General features: G+C 35.0%; 19 protein-coding genes. 4 read left to right on the forward strand and 15 right to left on the reverse strand.

From position 1 onward, the window contains the following. Positions 1-35 precede the first annotated feature (35 nt). Positions 36-797, reverse strand: coding sequence for a peptidoglycan editing factor PgeF (pgeF, locus tag ACM9HF_RS08665; protein WP_473617406.1), 762 nt, complete (start codon positions 795-797; stop codon positions 36-38). Then, positions 784-1,758: a 23S rRNA pseudouridine(1911/1915/1917) synthase RluD gene (gene rluD, locus ACM9HF_RS08670; RefSeq protein WP_077341230.1), complete on the reverse strand. Its 975-nt coding sequence runs from the start codon at positions 1,756-1,758 to the stop codon at positions 784-786. Before rluD ends, pgeF begins: the two co-directional genes overlap by 14 nt. A 221-nt stretch (positions 1,759-1,979) precedes the next feature. Here rluD and ACM9HF_RS08675 point away from each other — a divergent pair, with 221 nt between their 5' ends. Continuing rightward, the gene (locus ACM9HF_RS08675) at positions 1,980-2,741 is read left to right on the forward strand and encodes an outer membrane protein assembly factor BamD (RefSeq protein ID WP_473617411.1); all 762 of its coding nucleotides are present in this window, start codon (positions 1,980-1,982) and stop codon (positions 2,739-2,741) included. A 58-nt stretch (positions 2,742-2,799) separates the two neighbouring features. Here the strand turns inward: ACM9HF_RS08675 and glnB are convergent, their stop codons facing one another. Beyond that, positions 2,800-3,138, reverse strand: coding sequence for a nitrogen regulatory protein P-II (gene glnB, locus ACM9HF_RS08680; protein ID WP_076421106.1), 339 nt, complete (start codon positions 3,136-3,138; stop codon positions 2,800-2,802). Positions 3,139-3,324: 186 nt separating this feature from the next. Here glnB and nadE point away from each other — a divergent pair, with 186 nt between their 5' ends. The 3 genes from nadE (at position 3,325) to ACM9HF_RS08695 (ending at position 5,460) form a co-directional block, all read left to right on the forward strand. Beyond that, positions 3,325-4,158, forward strand: a complete 834-nt coding sequence (nadE, locus tag ACM9HF_RS08685; protein ID WP_473617415.1) for an NAD(+) synthase — start codon at positions 3,325-3,327, stop codon at positions 4,156-4,158. Between the two features lie 92 nt (positions 4,159-4,250). Then, the gene (locus ACM9HF_RS08690; protein ID WP_473617418.1) at positions 4,251-4,814 is read left to right on the forward strand and encodes a GspH/FimT family pseudopilin; all 564 of its coding nucleotides are present in this window, start codon (positions 4,251-4,253) and stop codon (positions 4,812-4,814) included. Between the two features lie 73 nt (positions 4,815-4,887). Beyond that, entirely contained in the window at positions 4,888-5,460 is a 573-nt protein-coding gene (locus ACM9HF_RS08695; protein WP_473617421.1) for a GspH/FimT family pseudopilin, read from the forward strand. Between the two features lie 255 nt (positions 5,461-5,715). On the opposite strand, the gene ACM9HF_RS08700 is transcribed toward ACM9HF_RS08695, so the two are convergent. The 12 genes from ACM9HF_RS08700 to murJ all read right to left on the reverse strand — a co-directional run bounded on the left by ACM9HF_RS08700 (position 5,716) and on the right by murJ (position 20,078). Then, positions 5,716-6,042 carry a hypothetical protein gene (locus ACM9HF_RS08700; protein WP_473617424.1) on the reverse strand — a complete coding sequence of 109 codons (327 nt, stop codon included), beginning with the start codon at positions 6,040-6,042 and terminating at the stop codon, positions 5,716-5,718. Between the two features lies 1 nt (position 6,043). Continuing rightward, positions 6,044-6,454 (reverse strand): type IV pilin protein, encoded by a 411-nt coding sequence (locus ACM9HF_RS08705; RefSeq protein ID WP_473617427.1) that lies wholly within the window; start codon positions 6,452-6,454, stop codon positions 6,044-6,046. A gap of 5 nt (positions 6,455-6,459) precedes the next feature. Next, the gene (locus ACM9HF_RS08710; RefSeq protein WP_473617431.1) at positions 6,460-10,050 is read right to left on the reverse strand and encodes a pilus assembly protein; all 3,591 of its coding nucleotides are present in this window, start codon (positions 10,048-10,050) and stop codon (positions 6,460-6,462) included. Between the two features lies 1 nt (position 10,051). After that, positions 10,052-10,516, reverse strand: coding sequence for a PilX N-terminal domain-containing pilus assembly protein (locus tag ACM9HF_RS08715; RefSeq protein WP_473617435.1), 465 nt, complete (start codon positions 10,514-10,516; stop codon positions 10,052-10,054). After that, positions 10,507-11,496 (reverse strand): PilW family protein, encoded by a 990-nt coding sequence (locus ACM9HF_RS08720; RefSeq protein ID WP_473617437.1) that lies wholly within the window; start codon positions 11,494-11,496, stop codon positions 10,507-10,509. Before ACM9HF_RS08720 ends, ACM9HF_RS08715 begins: the two co-directional genes overlap by 10 nt. Positions 11,497-11,504: 8 nt before the next feature. After that, the gene (gene pilV / locus ACM9HF_RS08725) at positions 11,505-12,047 is read right to left on the reverse strand and encodes a type IV pilus modification protein PilV (protein WP_473617440.1); all 543 of its coding nucleotides are present in this window, start codon (positions 12,045-12,047) and stop codon (positions 11,505-11,507) included. A gap of 377 nt (positions 12,048-12,424) precedes the next feature. Beyond that, entirely contained in the window at positions 12,425-13,354 is a 930-nt protein-coding gene (ispH, locus tag ACM9HF_RS08730) for a 4-hydroxy-3-methylbut-2-enyl diphosphate reductase (RefSeq protein WP_473617443.1), read from the reverse strand. A 23-nt stretch (positions 13,355-13,377) separates the two neighbouring features. After that, positions 13,378-13,809 (reverse strand): FKBP-type peptidyl-prolyl cis-trans isomerase, encoded by a 432-nt coding sequence (gene fkpB / locus ACM9HF_RS08735; protein ID WP_076420188.1) that lies wholly within the window; start codon positions 13,807-13,809, stop codon positions 13,378-13,380. A gap of 31 nt (positions 13,810-13,840) precedes the next feature. Then, the gene (gene lspA / locus ACM9HF_RS08740; protein WP_473617448.1) at positions 13,841-14,347 is read right to left on the reverse strand and encodes a signal peptidase II; all 507 of its coding nucleotides are present in this window, start codon (positions 14,345-14,347) and stop codon (positions 13,841-13,843) included. Between the two features lie 148 nt (positions 14,348-14,495). Beyond that, a complete protein-coding gene (gene ileS, locus ACM9HF_RS08745) occupies positions 14,496-17,333 on the reverse strand; it encodes an isoleucine--tRNA ligase (RefSeq protein ID WP_473617452.1) in 2,838 nt (945 codons plus the stop codon). Between the two features lie 92 nt (positions 17,334-17,425). Continuing rightward, on the reverse strand, positions 17,426-18,358 hold the full coding sequence (gene ribF, locus ACM9HF_RS08750; RefSeq protein ID WP_473617455.1) for a bifunctional riboflavin kinase/FAD synthetase: 933 nt from the start codon (positions 18,356-18,358) through the stop codon (positions 17,426-17,428). A 151-nt stretch (positions 18,359-18,509) separates the two neighbouring features. Continuing rightward, on the reverse strand, positions 18,510-20,078 hold the full coding sequence (gene murJ / locus ACM9HF_RS08755) for a murein biosynthesis integral membrane protein MurJ (protein WP_473617458.1): 1,569 nt from the start codon (positions 20,076-20,078) through the stop codon (positions 18,510-18,512). Positions 20,079-20,279 lie beyond the last annotated feature (201 nt).

A 20,279-nucleotide genomic window follows, 5' to 3' on the forward strand; every position in this document is an offset into this window, starting at 1 on the left:
CTATTGATCAAGAACAATAATGTAGTTTAATTAAACTAAGCTCGACAAATAATAGTAGCCATACGGCCAGTTTTATTATCACGTCGGTATGAATAGTAGTTGTCTTTCATAGAAAAGGTGCAATGTGGTAGCGAATAAATATGATTAACACCTAAGTGTTTAAGTTGAATCTCAGCTATAAGTTGTAAATTAGCTAAATACTTATTTTTATGTTCTTGAGGATCCACAGATGTAAAAGCACGAGAAAATTCATTATGTTGATCCATAAAAATACCATAAACATCTTCCCCTACTTCAAACTTTTCAGGCCCAATACAAGGGCCTAACCAAACATAAAGCTCATTCGCTGGTGTTTTCATTTTTTGAATAGTGTGTTGGATGATATTTTTTGAAAGAGGTTTCCAGCCACCATGAATAGCGGCTATATCACTACCATCTAATGATGAAATTATAATAGGTAAACAATCCGCCGTCATAATAGCAAGCGCTATATGACGTTGCTGAGTAGTTGAAGCATCAGCGATATGTGGTTCAGATTCTTGCTTGATAACTTCTACATTATTACCGTGAACTTGATCTAACCATTGAATAGAGGTGTTAGCAGGTAAATAGTCAAGTAAAAGCCGTCTATGACTTAAGACTATATTTTCTTCATCTCCAACATGTAGTCCTAAATTAAAATTTCCGTATGCTGATAAATATTCTAATTGGTTTGGATGATGAATAGTTGTAGTAAAGGCCACTACATTTTGTACTGGCCAAATCACATGGTTAAAAAATGAATTAGTACGGTTCAATAGAATGTAGCTTTGTATCTTCTCGTAACAGATCTGTTAATTTCACCATATCTGCAGGAACATCAGCATGCCACGTCATTTGTTCGCCTGTAATAGGATGAAACAAAGATAACATAGCAGCATGTAATGCTTGTCGATGAAAACCTCTTAACATATCACGTAATGCTTCGGTGGCATTTTTAGGAGGTCTAGGTCTTCCACCATAAACAGGATCACCAACTAGTGGATGTGTTATATGAGCCATATGTACTCTAATTTGATGAGTTCGACCTGTTTCCAAACGTAAACGCAACCTTGTATGAAGTCTAAACTTTTCCATGACTCTATAATGAGTTACTGAAGGTCTACCTGAAAAAGTAACAGCCATATGTGTGCGCTTAGTTGAATGTCTACCAATAGGTTGATCAACAACTCCGCCAGCAGTCATAATTCCAGTGGCGATTGCTTCATATTCACGTGTTATTTCTCTAGCTTGTAACGACTCAACTAAATTTGTTTGCGCTGCAATAGTTTTAGCAACAACCATTAATCCCGTAGTGTCTTTATCTAAACGATGAACAATCCCTGCTCTAGGAACAATTTCAACTTGTGGACAATAATGTAACAAAGCGTTTAATACGGTACCATCAGGATTACCTGCTCCGGGATGAACAACAAAACCAGCTGGTTTATTAATAACTAAAATATCATCATCTTCGTAAACAATATTTAATGGTAAATCTTGAGCTTCAAACCTTTCTTCGGCTTCAATTTCAGTATCAATGGAAATATTTTCCCCACCATACATTTTCTCTCTAGCCACTTGTATTACTTGGTTATTTACACAAACATGTCCGGCTAAAATCCAGTCTTTTAACCTTGTTCTTGAATAATCAGGAAACATTTCTGCAATTGTTTGGTCCAAACGTTTACCTAAACAAGATTCAGGGACTATACCATTGTGTTGAATTTTTTCGGCCATTAAGTTCTCTTTAATTTTACCAAGCAAACTAAATAAGTTTTAGTGCTGTGCAAGGAATGTTTGCTAGGTTAGAATGCTTGGAATATTTTACCTGTTTGTGTGATGGGATGAAACCAACTTCATTAAATAAATATGAATGTTGCCTTTATTGAGGTAATCATGTTTCACTTAAATGAATCCACATTAACTTTAGTTAAACCAACGTTGTGATTTTTAAATCTATGGAAAAAATATCAATAAAAGTACTACTGACCGCACTTAGTTTAAGTTTAATAGGGTGTTCTTCATCTGATAATGTCAATATTGACAATGTACCTAACAAGTCAGCCCAAACTTTATTTTCAGACGCGCGTAAAGCGCTCGATGATGGCTTATTTCAAAAAGCTATTCAATTACTATCAGCAATAGACGCCCGTTTTCCATTTGGGCCAATATCTCATCAAGTACAAATAGATTTAATTTACGCTTATTACAAAAGTGGTAATGCAGATCAAGGGATAGCGTTAGCAGATAGATTTTTAAAATTAAACCCTACACACCCTAATGTTGATTATGTTTACTATATGAAAGCATTAATTAATTTATCAACAGAAGAAAATTTATTTCAAGATCTGGTAGGAATTGACCGTGCAGATCGAGACCCTACGGCATCTAGAGATGCTTTCGACGGGTTTAAGAGAATAATTACAGACTTTCCTGAAAGTCGATATGCTGCCGACTCTAGAAAACGTATGATTGATATAAAAGATCGATTAGCTCGATATGAATTATCTGTTGCACATTTTTATTTAAAAAGAGACGCATGGGCTTCTGCTGCCAATAGAGGGAGATACATCATTGAATACTATTCTCCAAGTGAGCATGTTGAAGAAGCATTAGAAGTTATGATTGAATGTTACGATAAACTAGGACTGGAAGATCTTAAGAATAACGCTAAACAAGTTTTAGCTGCCAACTTCCCTGATAATAGATTATTAAAATAAGATAAATTATCAAAGCACTAATTCAATGTTAGTGCTTTGATATATTTCAGTCTTTCACTTATATAGCTGACGCGTCTTCTTCGCCTGTTCGTATACGGATAATACGCTCTACATCAGTTACGAATATTTTACCGTCACCAATTTTTCCTGTTTGCGCTGTTGACATTATTGCCTCAATGCAACGTTCTACATCTTCAGAAGCAATAATAAGTTCAATTTTTACTTTTGGTAAGAAATCGACCATATACTCAGCTCCACGATAAAGCTCAGTATGTCCTTTTTGACGACCAAAGCCTTTAACTTCAGAAACCGTCATACCCGTAACACCTATTTCACCTAATGCTTCTCTCACATCGTCTAATTTAAACGGTTTAATAATCGCTTCTATTTTCTTCATCATCGGTTCCATTTTCAAAAAGTTAAATTCATTGTACACAATTCACAACATCAATCAAAAAATTCAATAAATAGCGTATTCTTAATGCTAATAGTGTTAAAAATTTTGATACACTTACCTTATTATCTACCGAAGAATATAATCCTTCAAATAAAATAAACATTTAATTACCGTTAAGGAAAGTACATGGATCCTCAATTCATTATTAACGAAATGAAAGTTTTACCCGCTATTGATACTCAATATGAAATTACCCGCCGAGTAGATTTTATAAAACAACAGTTAATTAACTCTGGATTAAAAACTTTAGTGCTTGGTATTAGCGGTGGAGTTGATTCATCAACATGCGGAAAATTAGCCCAGTTAGCTGTAGATGAACTTAATACTGAAAACGAAGGTAATAACTATCAATTTGTCGCAATCAGATTACCTTACGATATTCAAGCAGATGAAGAAGACGCGCAACTTGCATTAAGCTTTATTAAACCATCGCATAGTATTTGTACTAACATTTTAAATGGTGCAAACGGCATACATGAAGAAACACTCAAAGCATTATCAGACAATAACCTCTTAAATGCTTCAGACGCACAAAAAGACTTTTCAAAAGGTAATGTAAAAGCACGAACTAGGATGGTAATGCAGTATAACGTAGCTGGCATATTAGGTGGTTTAGTACTAGGAACAGACCATTCAGCTGAAAATATTACTGGTTTTTTTACTAAGTGGGGTGATGGTGCCTGTGATTTAGCCCCTCTATTTGGATTATCTAAACGTCAAGTTCGACAAGTTGCGCAAACTTTAGGAGCACCAACACAATTAATAGAAAAAGCACCAACAGCGGATTTAGAAGAATTATCTCCAGGTAAAAAAGATGAAGATGCATTAGGGGTATCATACGATCAACTAGATGATTTTTTAGAAGGAAAACTTACCGACTCAAAAATAGAAGAGATGATCATTAATATCTATTTAAAAACTCAACATAAACGAGCCGCAATACCAACAATTTACAACTAGTTTACATTTTCATATAAAAAATATACTATCTGTATTGTTTTATAATTGTTCATTAAACCAACAAAAAATATAAACGACTAAGGATAGTTGAAATGAATAAACACTACGGCTTTACATTACTTGAATTACTCACATCAATGACCATTTTGATGTTACTCCTCACTATAGGCATGCCATCAATGGCGAATTTCACGGTTAAAATGCGAGTTGACCGTGAAATATCTAGCTTACATAAAATGTTAGTATTTACTAAAAACACCGCGGTTAACTCTAATACCTATATCACGATTTGCCCACTAAACAATTCAAATGTTTGTACTACTAATTGGCACTTAACGTTAAGTGTATTTAGTGATCATAACAAGAATAAAAAATTTGAACCTTCAAAAGATGAGTTTATTCTAAAAATAAAAGAACCTATTGATAAGAATGATAAGCTTCAATATGGTAAAGATAGAACAGCTTTAGTATATGGTCCTACAGGACATTTAGCTATATGGGGAGGTAATGCAACCTTCAAATATTGCCCCAAAGACGATAAAGATAAAAATAGAGGTCTTATCGTTTCTCGAGCTGGACGGGTTTATGAAACCTCAAATTATAAAAATGATGGTTTAGACAGAAACAGAAGTGGTAACTTAATTGTTTGTAAATAGGTTAAACTCATAGCTAGATAGGTTATCAGTAAAATGTTATAAATAGGTCTTTGCTGTTGATAAATGAGATCTTATGCGTACTAAAATAATAAACATTAAACAAAAAGCTTTTACACTGGTTGAGCTTTTAGTTGGTATAGCTGTTATTAGTATAGTAGCAATGATTGCCTTACCAAGTTTAAATACATTTGTTGTTAATATGCGGGTAGACAACCAAATTACAGAATTACATCGCCTGTTGCTTATAGCAAGAAACGCTTCTGTGAATTCAGGTCAAAACGTTGTTATTTGCCCTCTAGTTGCTAATACATGCACAAATGATTGGACTAAGGAAATTAGCGTTTTTATAAATACTAGTAACGATAGCAGCTTAGACTTACCTTCAGACGAAATAATAAGAGTAAAGTCAGCATTGAATAATAATGATAAATTTCAATACTCCGGTGGTGCATTCTTAACTTACAATGCATTGGGCAATCTAACAACAAGTACTGCTGGAGATACATTTAGTTATTGCCCTAATGGCGTTACTGATGCATCTCGAGGAATTATAATCTCAGCTTCCGGTAGAGCCTATATTAGCCAAGATAATAACAATGATGGAGTTGACGAGGATCGCGATAATAATACAATCACCTGTATATAATTTGTGGCTTAAAACCTAATTTGATATTTATTACTTTTTTGGAGGATTATCAACTTAATATTATTGTTTTTGCGTTTATTAAAAACAAACTATAACGAATTCTTATTCGATGCTCGCCCTGGGATTATTAAATAGTTTAAGTTAAGAGCTAGCTTTTCAAAAGTCTAACTCTTAACTTTAATTTTCCCCCAACGTTTAGGTGAAATTTAACACAATTACATTAAAATATATAATGAACCTCTTACATTGATATTTTTATCCTTGGGTTTTAGATTCTTCATCTAATTTATTTGCGATTTCATCGTTGAACTTCTTGTCTATTTCAACACATTGATTAACTCTGTATATTTTATTTTTAGAAGGTATATTAAGAAGATCAGCCTCAAATGTACCTCGTAATTTTATTGGTAAGTCATAATGATAATGAATATCCCTTACTCCTCCCATATATAAAATGTCACATTTTAGGGAAACCTTTTTAAGGTTTTTAAAATGATTTTTATTATCTGATGTATTACTCAAAGCTATATTTGAGATAATTACAAAAAAGAATAATACTATTAGCTTATTAAATGATTTCATATTATTTTTCCCAACATGTAGCTGTTTTAGCTGTTTTTTGACCTGTTTCAGATATATTTAATGTCGTACAATCGTTGTCCCTTGTAGCTTGCGCCCCTCTTGCCGTAGCTGTTAACGTATAAGTAGTATTTGTTTGTGCTGAAGTATCAATACTGTAATTACCTGATTCAGTAATAAAAGGATCTGCAGGTAAACCTAAAAGCTTCATATCTGCAGTATACCTTCGGGTATCAACAAAATATTGTTCCATCTTATTTGCTATACGCAATAATTCTCTTTGGGCCTCACTACGATTAGATTGACTAACATACTCAACATAAGATGGATAAGCGACAGCTCCTAATATCCCAACAATAGCTACGGCAATCAATAGCTCGATCAAAGTCATTCCTATTTGATTTTTAATTATCATTATAGCTACTCTGTTATATATTGATAAGTACGATATATTGATGGCCCAACGCCAGTATTAATAACTCCTGGATTAGTTCCCTCACCTTCTCCGCTACCAGTCAGAAGTCTTATCGTAGGACTGTCTGAACCGGGTGGAGATCCTGGAGGTACGCTAGTTACATCAACATGAGGAATATAAGGCGTAGGAGTATCGGGCATAGTTGTGGTTGTGACTATTTTTTTCCAACTGAAAAACTTTGTACCTTTGTATAAATCTACAGCATATAATGCACCTTCACCATTTACCAAAGAACACGAATTAGTTCCAGCTGGAGTAAAAGAAGTAAAATAAGCAACGCCTTTAAGAACTATAGCTCCTGCAGTACTTTTTTCTCCTGCAGATTCGTAGTTATAGCGCCAACCAGATTTTTGACTTACAATTAGATCAAGTGCTTTAATATCAGCGGTTGTAGTTAGAGAACCATATGGGTCAGAAGTAAAATCAGCTAAGTCATTATATGTTATTACAGTAGGAATATCTTTAGCAGGTGCAACGGCCCCAGCCACAAAAGATTGAGTAATAATATTTTCATCTTGGATCATAAAAAACTCATCATTTGTATCTGTTGATGAAGGGGTTGATCTATCCCCACTTCCCAATAATACAGCCTCATATGGCGTTTCCTTACTGGTAATAATAGTTGTTGTACCTATTGTGCTTTCATAAGTATCAGTAAAAAATGTTCTTACAATAGAGGGAGCATCAAAAAAGCGTCTATCATCTACATTTGTCGTTCCACCTAACTCAGCTAATTTAAAAGCGGTCCAAGGAGTAGTGCTACTAAAAGGATTATCACCAGGCATATCGATTCTAAATACATTTCCCCCAGTATCACCAGTGTACAACCTATCGACTAAACCATCACCATCACTATCTAATATACCAATACGTGAAGGGATACTATCAGTAAAACCAGTAAACTGTGTATTCTTACCTGTAGTAGCTGCTGGTGTTACACTCCATAATAAAGCACCTGACTCAGCATCTATCATATATATACCTCGGCCTACGCTATCAGGAGTACCAGGTCCAGTAATATCTTTTGCAATAGAGTAACCAGCGCCAAATATTAATACAGGTTTTGCTTTTCCACCTGAGATATTTAATGCTGAATAAGTGACTTGAGGTTGAGACCATGTTTGACCTAATTCTTTAAAGTCACCAGTATTTGCTTTAATTTCCCACATAAGCTTAGGAGTATCAGGATCTGTTATATCTAAAGCATAATATGAAGATCCACCTCTTCGTAATCCAAAAAAGATCCATGCTTTATCTCCAGTCGAACTGATTGAACCGTCTAAATCAGCATCAATTAAATGTGTAGTTATGCGCCCATCAATTCCATATACTTTACTGGAAGCAGGTAAATTATCGCGTAATGTTTTTATTTCTGGAAAAAATTTCTGAGGCATAAATGCCCATGATTCATCAACAGTAGCTCCACTGTCTTTAAACATATGTAATACACCAGAATTAGTTCCAACAAGAATACGAATATCAGGATTAGACTTACTACCGCCATAATTAACCGTAACAGGTTTTGAATGTAACGGATCACCAAACAAATCAGGTCGGTAATCATCTTTATCACCGTCTTTATCTGCATCATCAACATCAAGACCTAAAGCCCAATTTAAATATTCTTTCGCTTCAATAGTATCTGTAACTCCCATTAAAGACTGTACATTAACCGCACTTCCTGCCGCAGTTTCAAGGTTGTCATATGTTAACGATGTCAGTATATTTGATGTGCCAATATCACTATATACCTTTCTTGAATTTTTAGTTTTAGCACTAAACATACCAACAACGCCTCCAGCATTTACATTGTTACCATCTGGTGTTGCTGAACTTTGCCAGTAAGTTTTAGCGGTATCGATGATACTACCTGAAGCATCTACTGCTGAATTACCTTCCCTATCAACCTGTTTATCATCTTTAATTTTTAATTTTTTAAGATTGCCTTTCCATCTAGCACCATTATTAGGAATAAACATCCCATAATAAGCCGAATCAAGGGACTCAGTTCTATCAAAACTATTAGTAGCAACTGATGGAGCTGTAAAAGTAGTATTTACAGCTAAAATTGAACTCAAGGCCTTTTGTAAAGCTGAACCTAATTTAGTAGGGTCTGTCGCATCATAATATTCGCCCCCTCCTTTAGTTGCTGCTGCTTCTAATAATTTAGTTGCAGCACTTGCTCCTTCACTAAAGCCTACGGTATACAAAGTTGCTATTTGAGTTCCGGGGAGGCTAGCATTAATATCATTGCTATGAACATATTCAGCAAGTGCTGGTAAATAGTTATTATCAACATCTACCGCTGTTGAAGAAGGTGTAGCTCCCGCGTGTAATGCTTTAACCAAGCCATCTGATGCTTTATCATTTGTGGGTTCACCATCTGTAATTAAAATCACAAAAACTTCATTACTACAACCTTTATATGGTGCGATATAGTTTCCACCACTTTCAATGCTCTTGTCTCGATCTGGCAAGGTCTTATTATGGTATTTTACACCATTAAAGCCATTTTCATCTTGTGAACCATATTTAACAGGCAAGCCTGCAAAATAGCGATAAGCTTCATAATAAGACTCACACAAAGGTGTCCAGCCAGAAGCATGTAAATCATTTTCAATTATAGAAAGTAATGACTTTTTGGCTGTAGCCGTCATTTCTTGTATACCAAAAGCAATTCTTCCGCCATGAGAATTACTTTGATTACTATCGGAATACCTATTAAAATTATAAACTTCAAGACCAAATTGAACTGATGGGATTGAGTCAATTAAATTTGTTAAGGTTCGCTGAGCAATTGCAATTCTTGTCGTATTTGTAGTACCTATATCAGCACCATTACTATACTTTGTGCCTTGCTCCCATCTTAGGTAGTTATCAGTATAAATAGTAACAACATCCCCTCCCCATGAAGCATCTACTTTAGTAATATCCGTATCGTAATATACGGGGGAAGCAACAGTTCCTAAACCATCAATTGGGTATCCAAATGTAACACTACCGTTGACTTTATTACTATTATGTTCAACCGTTGTACTATTTTTTATGTGCTCTAAATCTAGGCTAATATCATCTTCACAATCAATTATCGAAATGGATGTTCCATCACTATCAGGAATATCTTGCCAACTGCCAGAGTTACCTTGAAATGTATATTCTTTTATACGACCAGTATAAAAGCCAACTTTATTAAGTCGAGAAACAGCGGTAGAACAATTATTAATACTTGCCAAAAATCGTCTTTTTTCAGTTGGAGAATCAACAGAAGGTAAAGATGTTGGTGTCCCTACGACATAGTACAAATATTTATCGCCTTTACCAGAATATGACCCAAGAGTTTTATATGTTTTAGCTGGGTTATAAGGTGTTTTAATTGTTTGAGATCCCGTCATACTACCTGAAGTATCAACAATTAATAATACTTGTGGTTTTGTTTGGGCACGTAAATTAGCATTCCCTACATATAATTCTATATCTTCGCTATAGGCATATAAGGAACTAAATATTAAGGCCGATAATAAAATATATTTTTTCATATTAATATCCTAGTGATAATTCTTGAGCAATGCCGGCATTAACTTGAATGACATGGTTATTGTTTCTTCCATATGTTCTACTAACCACAACATTTGACATTCGACACTGAGCGTCTGAAGATGCGGGTTTAACACGTGGGCAAGATGGCGCAAGAGAAAGTAGATTGTCTGGCGATGCTATAGCTGTAGTTATCGAAGGTTTTGTCACGGATAATATAGGTGTAGGGGTATTCAGTTCCACAAATATATTTGGTCCATTAACTCGACGTTGTTCATTAAAAATAATCCTATCCATTTCACTAATAGTTTCTTGTGTAACTATTGATTTTTCTTGACTTGCACCTGCCATTTTAACATCCGTTGTCGTATTTTGCATTAGTGCCGCAGCAACGGCAGTTAAAGCAACTAAAAAAACAAGGGATACAATTAAAACTACGCCAGATTGATTAAATTTTTTTATTGCCATTCGGTTATCCCTTGATTATATAATGTAACAGTTGAACTAAATAATAAACGCCTAAAATTATCGCCACCCGCATTAAATACAGTATCCCCCATTTGATATGTATTATTATTCTCATAATTAGGGTCTGCTCTAATAGATCTAACTAAAACATAAAATTTTACAGCTAAAATTTTTGTATTATTAGTATTATCCCAATAATCTCCAATCATATCAGCTGGTGCCATATAACCATTAACGACGTCATCCCCATCAGTATCTACACCAAACATATAATGAACACGTTCAATACCTTCAACTAATAAGTTAAAAGATATTGGTGTAGCTGTATTTTGTAATCGCCCTTGCATCAACACAGGAACAAAATTAGCGGTAGTGCCAATGCGATCATTTCGAATATAATAAATATGATGCTGATATTCCCAAATGCGTGAATTGTTACTAACAAAAGGAATTGCCGCGGCGCTTCCTGGAAATAAAGTAGCTTGAGTATAACCTGCGTTCAAATAATAACGTTCATTATCAATCGCTCCTGGTAAAATGGGACGAGCGAGTACTCTTTTTATTTGCAAAACATCTGAACCAGGTACTGCATTATTTATACAGCCACCAAGTATAGTCGCAGCTGTTACATTAGCAGCCCAAAGCGTTCTAAAATGAAAAAGATTACCTTGTGGAAAGCTGCTATTATTTTGTCCTCCTCCTATACAATCGCCAATGACAGGTGGGAGATCTACCCCTGAATATACATCAGACGAAAAACTTAATTGTAAATCTCCCCAAAAATTTTGTCGTAGTAAGTCATCAGTTAATATAGTAACAGCAAAACGTCCATTTTCTTGCAGCTCTCCTATGCTTGAAGTTTCTTGCGTGGTGGTTTTCATTCCTACAAAAACACTTAACACCCCGCCAATCAATACTAACCCTATAGCTAAAGCTACAAAAATTTCTAAAAGTGTAAATCCATTTTGTTTTTTAATCATATAAGCCTCTAAAAAATAAATGCATCTACGACAATTTGTCTACGTTTAGTACTTGTAGTACCACATCCGCTTCCAAATGTTGTATTAAATTTAGCACCGTCTGATGTTTCTTCCCGCCCTTCCCAACTAATAGCAACTGAGACAGCATTATTTACATGTTCAATACAGGCAACAACACCAGTTAAGCCACCATTACCTTTCGATAAATTTTGTACATCTTCGCCAATTAAGCTTTGTTCCCACTCGTACAAGTCGTTAGCTGTTAGTTCAGCGGCGTTGCATAAAGCTGTTGGTGTATCACAACGGACTGCTGGTGCAGTAAGAGGAGTAACACCATAAGTACCGTTATAACCATCAAGTACATTGAGTCCCACGGTTGCATCATTTCCTCGCATACGTTCAATAATATTTTGCGCTAAAGAAGAAGCCATAGAACGCTGCATAGCATCAAAACTTCCTTTTTTGGCAGAAGCTTGCATAGCTACAGCGCCTAAGATTCCTGTAGATAAAATAAATAAGGCTACAAGAACTTCAATTAAAGTCATCCCCATAAAAGAAGTTTTTTTAAACCGACACTGTTTATAGGGTCGTGAATTATAAAGCCGCAAAATTATTCTCCTTGAGAATCAAAAATTTTATATTACTAAAATACTGAAAAGTTATACGGATATTGAAAGGGGACTTTGATAGCGGCAATAGTGCGCCAAAGCTTTTAATTACATTGATTAAAAGCTTTAAAAGAAGATCATATGTGTTAAAAATCACTAATGTGAACCGCATTAACTCATACCTTAATATCCATATTTAAGCAGCATTCCATTATATGCCATGTGATGACTACTTACAATTTATACAATAAAAACCTAGACTTATATTACATACAATATACACAAGCCCATTTCATGTTTAATTTTTAAACAGCTTAAGATTAACGCAATTCGAGTGGAACTGCAAACACTGTATTTTCTTCCCTACCTGGGTACTCTACAACCTCTTTACCACCATAACTTTTTAATCTTTCAATGACCTGATTAACCAAAATTTCAGGAGCGGACGCTCCAGCAGTTACACCTACTTTATTAATGTTGTCTATCCAACTTGGAATTATGTCTTCAGCTGTATCAATTAAATAAGAGGTAGTGCCTATTTTTTCAGCAAGCTCTCTGAGTCTATTAGAATTAGAGCTATTTTTTGCACCAACTACCAAAAGTAGATCAACTTGATTAGCTATTGAGCGAACCGCGTCTTGACGATTTTGTGTTGCGTAACAAATATCATCTTTACGAGGACCTTGTATATTTTTATATTTCTTTTGTAGAGCGTCAATAACATCACTTGTATCATCTACCGATAACGTTGTTTGACTGCAAAAATAAAGTTCGTCCGGATTTTTGACGTTTAGTTTTTCAACATCACAAGCAGATTCAACTAAGTAAATACCGCCAGTTTTACTTTCATATTGACCCATTGTACCTTCCACTTCAGGGTGTCCAGCATGACCAATAAGAATACATTCAACATTTTTACGGCTTGCGCGAGAAACTTCCATATGTACTTTTGTCACTAATGGACATGTTGCATCAAAAACCTTTAAACCACGATCTTTAGCTTTATTGCGAACAGCTTTAGAAACACCATGAGCACTAAAAATAACAGTACTATCATCTGGAATTTCATCTAATTCATCAACAAAAACAGCACCACGTTCTTTTAAGCCATTAACAACAAACTTATTATGAACAACTTCATGACGTACATAGATAGGAGCATCGAATAAGTCTAATGCTCTATCGACAATACTAATTGCTCTGTCAACACCAGCACAAAAACCTCTAGGGTTCGCTAAAATAATTTCCATTGGTATTCTCTAATTGTTCGTATCTATTGAATTTCTACTACGTCAATAACAAAAGTGACTGCTTGACCAGCTAATGGGTGATTAAAATCGACAGTAACAGATGAGCCTGAAACGTCGGTGATCATACCCGGTAATTCACCACCAGGCTGTGTAAACGTAATAATATTACCTACTTTAGCTGGTGTTTCACTGTCAAACTTTGTGATATCAACATAATGGATATTATCAGGGTTTTTATCACCAAATGCGTCTATAGACTGAAGTGTAAACTCTTTAGATTCTCCAACTTTTAAACCCAGTAGATTCGCTTCAAATGCTGGAGAAATGCTTTGATCACCCATAATTATTTTAGCAGGTTTATTATTTACTTTTGTGCTATCTGCTGCAGAACCATCAGCAAGCTTCATTGTTATATGTACAATTATTTGAGAACTTTCATTAATAACTTTAGTCATGATTTGCCTTTTATACTACTAAATATTTCTGCTACTTTTTGCTCGTAGTGCTGTCTTTATCGCTATTTTTAAATGAATCAAAAATCATTAAAGCTGCACCTATAAAAATCATAGAGTCTGCAACATTAAATGCTGGCCAATGATTATTACCAATATAAAAATCTAGAAAATCGATAACATAACCAAATAGCACTCTATCAATTAAGTTTCCTAAAGCGCCACTTAATAATAAAGCAAAAGCAATACTTAATAGCTTTTTATCTTTAGGGGTTTTGGCTAACCAAATAATAAACACAATACTGGCTATAGCTGCTATCGCGGTAAAAAACCACCTTTGCCATCCACCTTGATCAGCTAAAAAACTAAAGGCCGCTCCTAAATTATGTACATAAGTAATACTAAAAAAAGAAAGTACTTGAATTGATTCATAAAGCTCCATAGAACCAACAACTTGATGCTTAGTAATTTGATCTACAACCAAACACAACAGAGTTAACCACAACCAACTTAACCCTGTATTCATTACATTTTTTATCATTGAAAACTTAAACCTTATTAAATGATTAAAGGTGTATAAATATAAAATAAGCGTAAATTAATAAATAATATACGCTTATCTCTCTTCTATATTTAACCACGTTGCGTACTGTTAAATACTATAAATTATGTAAGTAAATACAAAAGTTTTATGCAAACTTACGCTCTTCACCTAAACCATCTACGTTAGTTACACAACGACCACATAACTCAGGATGAGCTTCTATTTGACCAACATCGTCAGTAAAGTGCCAACAACGATCACATTTACTACCTGACGCTGGAGTAACCGATAACCATAATCCTTCAACATCTGTTTCTATCATTCCTTCAGGTGCTGAAGTTACAAGTTCAACGGTTGCTGCAGAAGTAATTAAAACAAAGCGTAATTCTTCTTCTAATTGTTTTAATTTATTCACAATGTTTTCGGTGGCATAAATAGTTACTGCGGCTTCAAGAGCTTTACCTACTTTTTTATCTTTACGTGCAGCTTCTAAAGCTTTGTTAACTTCTGTTTTAATTAATAAAATTTCAGCCCAATAATCATCACCTAAACGTGAATTTTCAGGTAACTTAGCTAAACCATCAAACCAAACATCAGTAAATACAAATTCATCTCTTACGGTATTAGCTGGTGTTGGTAAAGCTTGCCAGATTTCTTGAGCTGTAAAAGATAAAATAGGAGCCATCCAACGAGTCATAGCTTCTGCAATTAAATACATAGCTGTTTGACATGAACGACGAGCCAAGCTATCGCCTTTAGCTGTGTACTGTCTATCCTTAATAATATCAAGGTAGAAACCACCTAATTCAGTTGTACAGAAGTTCATTAGCTTATGTACAACAACATGAAATTCATATTCTTTATAAGCTTTTTCAATATCTTCTTGAAGTTGTGCAGCCTGCCCTACTACCCAACGATCTAAAGCAACCATGTCATCTAAAGCAACAGAGTGTTCTTTTGGCTCAAAACCATTTAGGTTCGCTAATAAGAAACGTGACGTATTACGAATTCGTCTATACGCATCAGCTTGGCGCTTAAATATTTCATCCGATACTGTAATTTCTTGCGTATAGTTTACTGAAGCTACCCACAATCTTAAAATATCAGCACCTAACTTACCGGTAATTTGCGAGGGTGTTATAACATTCCCTAACGACTTAGACATTTTGTGACCATTAACATCAACAGTGAAACCGTGCGTTAATACTTCACGATAAGGTGCTTTACCTGTCATTGCTACTGAAGACATCATAGAAGACATAAACCAACCTCTATGTTGATCTGAACCTTCTAGATATAAATCAGCTATATCATCAAACTCTTCGCGTGCATCAATAACAGTTGAATGTGTTGTACCAGAATCGAACCAAACATCTAATGTATCTGGTACTTTTACAAAATCATTCGCGTCGTCACCAATCAGTTCTTTAGCTTCTAAATCAAACCATGCTTGGATACCTGACTTTTCTACTTTTAGTGCAACTTCTTCGATTAGTTCAATACTACGAGGATGTAATGCGCCAGTATCTTTATGAATAAATAGCGCAATAGGCACACCCCATGTACGTTGGCGAGAAATGCACCAATCAGGACGTCCTTCTACCATAGATTCAATACGGCTTTGGCCCCAATCAGGGATCCATTTTGTTTTTGCTATTTCACCTAAAGACTCTTTGCGTAGTCCTTTCTTATCCATACTAATAAACCACTGAGGTGTAGCACGGAAAATTATTGGAGTTTTATGTCTCCAACAATGCGGATAAGAATGCTCCATTGCATGGTGATGTAATAAAGCGCCTTTTTCTGTTAGTACTTCAACTACAGAAGCATTGGCTTTAAATACGTGTTGTCCAGCAAATAAAGGAGTATCTTCAAGATAAACACCATTTGCTCCAACAGGGTTATAAATTTCTAAATTGTATTGTTTACTTACATTGAAATCGTCTACACCATGACCACCCGCTGTATGAACACACCCTGTACCTGAATCAGTTGTAACATGGTCACCACATACTACAGGAACAACAATGTCATAAAATGGATGTTGTAATGAAACTAAATCAAGGTCTGAACCTTTACAAAATCCTAGTGCATGATATTTACTAATACCGTATCTATCCATACACGACTGTACAAGATCAGTAGCTAAAATTAATCTTTGTTTACCTGAATCTGTTTCGCATTGTACTAATGAGTATTCAACTTCAGGGTGAACAGAAACAGCACGGTTAGCTGGTAAAGTCCAAGGAGTAGTTGTCCAGATAACAATAGATATATCACCTTCACCTACATGATTTTCAGGGTGTGAAAATTTATCGGCAACACTCGCATCTTCAACTAAAAATTTAACGTCTATCGCAGGAGATTGCTTATCTTTATATTCAACTTCAGCTTCAGCTAAGGCTGAACCACAATCTGTACACCAATGAACAGGTTTAAAACCTTGTTGTAAATGTCCATTTTCAGCTATTTTGCCTAAAGCTCGAATAATGTTAGCTTCAGTACCAAAATCCATCGTTAAATAAGGCTTGTCCCAATCAGCGAAAACACCTAAACGTTTAAAGTCTTCTTTTTGACCATTAACTTGCTTAACAGCATATTCACGACATTTTTCTCTAAATTGAGCTGCTGTGACTTTATGACCGGGTTTACCTACTTTTTTCTCAACCATTAACTCAATAGGTAAGCCATGACAGTCCCAACCTGGCACATAAGGAGAATTGAAATCAGATAGCGTTTTAGATTTAACAATAATGTCTTTTAAAATTTTATTTACTGAGTGTCCTAAATGAATATCACCATTTGCATAAGGAGGTCCGTCATGCAAAATAAATGATTTTTTACCTTTTTTAGCTGCACGAATTTTACCGTACAAGTCTTTTTCGGCCCATTCTTTTAACATATTAGGTTCACGGTTTGCCATATTCCCTTTCATTGGAAATGAAGTATCCGGCAAATTCAAGGTATGCTTATAGTCACTCATTTAAATTTATATCCACTCGTATTTTAGTTAACGCCCAATCATTACGTTGCAGCAGTTAATATTAAAAATTTAATAATATGTTGCGATTCACTCTATGTACTTAACTCAGCCACGTATTGAGACGCTAGTGCGCTATCAATCGTTATTTGATTTGTTAAGGCAGAAAGAGAATCAAATTTCATTTCTTTTCTTAATTTTTTCAGTAACACCACTTCAATTGTTTGACCATATAGATCAGAGTCAAAATCAAAAATGTGTACTTCAAGCTGTTGTCTTATACCTGAAACTGTAGGTCTCGACCCTATATTGGCAACACCAAAAAACAACCCGACATTCGTTTTTACTTTAACAACATATACCCCATTTACAGGTGATACACGCCTTTTCAATTTTACATTAGCCGTAGGAAAACCTAACTGACGCCCTCTTTTGTCACCATGAAAAACTCGACCTATTATAGAATAAGGCCTACCAAGCATAACTTCTGCTTGTTCTAAATTATCGGCTTCAAGTGCTTGGCGAATTTCAGTACTACTGATCCTTTGATCTAATATTTTGTAACTTGCCGTATCAGACACATTAAAGTGAGATGTTTTTCCAGCCTTACGTAACATTTCATAATTACCTTTTCGATTTTTACCAAATCGAAAATCGTCGCCTACAATCAAACTTTTAATGCCTAATTTGTTAACTAGCAACTCCTTAATGAAGTTCTCAGCTGACTGTGTTGCAAATTTAGCATTAAAATTAACACAAATTAAACGCTCCACACCTAACGACTTTAATAATGTATATTTATCCCTTAGCCTACATAATCTCGCTGGTGCAGTCTCTGGAGAGAATAATTCTTGAGGCTGAGGTTCAAAAACCATAACCGCAGCTGCACAGTTAAGCTCTTTCGCTTGTTTAATTAACGCATGTATAACTTGCTTATGTCCTAAATGAACGCCATCAAAATTCCCTATCGTTAGCACGCAGCCATGATGTTCTGGTTGTATATTATGAATACCGCGTATTAACTGCATTTATTAAGGAAACCTTTTTTACTAAACTTTTGCTAGACTTTATTTATATTCAAGGAAAAACCGACGAATTATATATTACTCAACCATAAGAATCAGCACCTGAACGCAATTTCATCAAATTTATTTACGATTAGCTGTAGTTAACCTATAGCTAAGTATGCACTTTAATATCCTTCGTTCTTATACCCAATACAACAATAGATATAAAATAACTGCTCACTCCTAACCCGATACACATACCAAGCTGAATAAGTTGTTCTAATTTAGTCATACTTAACCATTCTATGAACGGAGGCGAAATAACATAAACCACTCCCCCCATAATTCCAGCTGAAATCATAATACGGGCCATAAACCACCACGCACATTTAGTTAAGCTAAAGACATCTTGTTTTTTTAATCCACGATACAACAGAAACGCATTTAATGAGGCTGACATGGTTGTAGCTATAGCTAACCCCACATATCCAAAGAAAGGTGCCAACATTACATTAAATGCCATGTTAGCTACCATAGCTTTAATACCAATAATTACTGGAGTTTTAGTATCTTGTCTTGCGTAATAAGCAGGAGCTAAAATTTTAATAAACATAAAGCTTATTAGTCCTGATAAATAAGCAAAAAGTGCATATGATACATTCATTACAGTTTGTTCAGAAAATTCTCCTCGCATAAACAAAACCATTACAATAGGCTGAGCCAACACCATTAAGCCAGCCAAAGCAGGCCAGCCAAATAAAGACACTATTTTAAGTCCCCACTCAACCGTACTTTTAAATTCTTGTGAATTTTGTTTGGCGTGTAATTTAGATAAACTAGGCAAAATTACCGTTGCTATGCCAATACCAAATAACCCCAAAGGAAACTCTAAAAGTCTATCCGCATAATATAACCAACTAATCGATCCTGTAACTAATACACTCGCTATTAATGTATCAAGCAATAGATTGATTTGTGTAACCGACACGCCAAATAATGCAGGTACAATCAATTTTCTAATTTTAGTTACACCTTCAGCTTTCCATGCCCACTTAGGCTTAACTAAAGCTCCAGCTTGTATTAAAAAAGGTATTTGAAATAAAAATTGAACAACACCGCCTATAAATACGCCAATAGCAAGTGCATAAGCAGGGTTAGGCATCGACGAAGAAAGAAATAAAGCACAACAGATAATACAAACATTAAGTAAAACAGGCGTAAAAGACGAAACAGCAAACTTGCCAACAGTATTCAAAATCGCCCCAGCTAAAGCTGTAAAACTTACAAAAAACAAATAAGGAAACGTAATTTTCAATAAAATTGAAGCTAATTCAAATTGTTCAGCTTTAGGTCCATCATGTAACCAATCCCAAAACCAGCCAAAGCCAAACAAAATAACAAATACAGGAGATGCAATCACACCAACAAGTGTAACTAAAGTAACTAAAACGCCTAAAGTACCTGACACTTGTGCGATAAGTTGCCGTGTTTCAAGCCCCAATTTATCGCCGTCTTTTGCATGATATTCGCTTAAAACAGGTACAAAGGCTTGAGCAAAAGCACCTTCGGCAAATAATCTCCGTAAAAAGTTAGGGATCTTATTTGCAAAAAAGAATACGTCTGCCGCAACACCAGCCCCCATAACATTTGCAATAACAACATCTCTTATTAAACCTAACACTCGAGAAACGAGTGTCATAATGCTAACAATCAATCCTGATTTTATGAGTTTTTTACTCAAAATTTATTTCCTACACCGCGATTTATAATAATTCAAGGTAAGTACTTATTATGCGTTTTTTTAATAAGCAGAAACAAGCGTTTAAATTAACTTAAACACCTATTTCAAAAAGTATATGGTAAAATAGGTATTCACCCCTTTCGTTTAGTTTTCAATTTAAACCTAAATATTAAAAATTAAAGCGAAAGGGTTTGACAAACG

Origin of the sequence: Colwellia sp. RE-S-Sl-9 (assembly GCF_048296855.1) — a bacterium.
Classification (GTDB): domain Bacteria; phylum Pseudomonadota; class Gammaproteobacteria; order Enterobacterales; family Alteromonadaceae; genus Pseudocolwellia.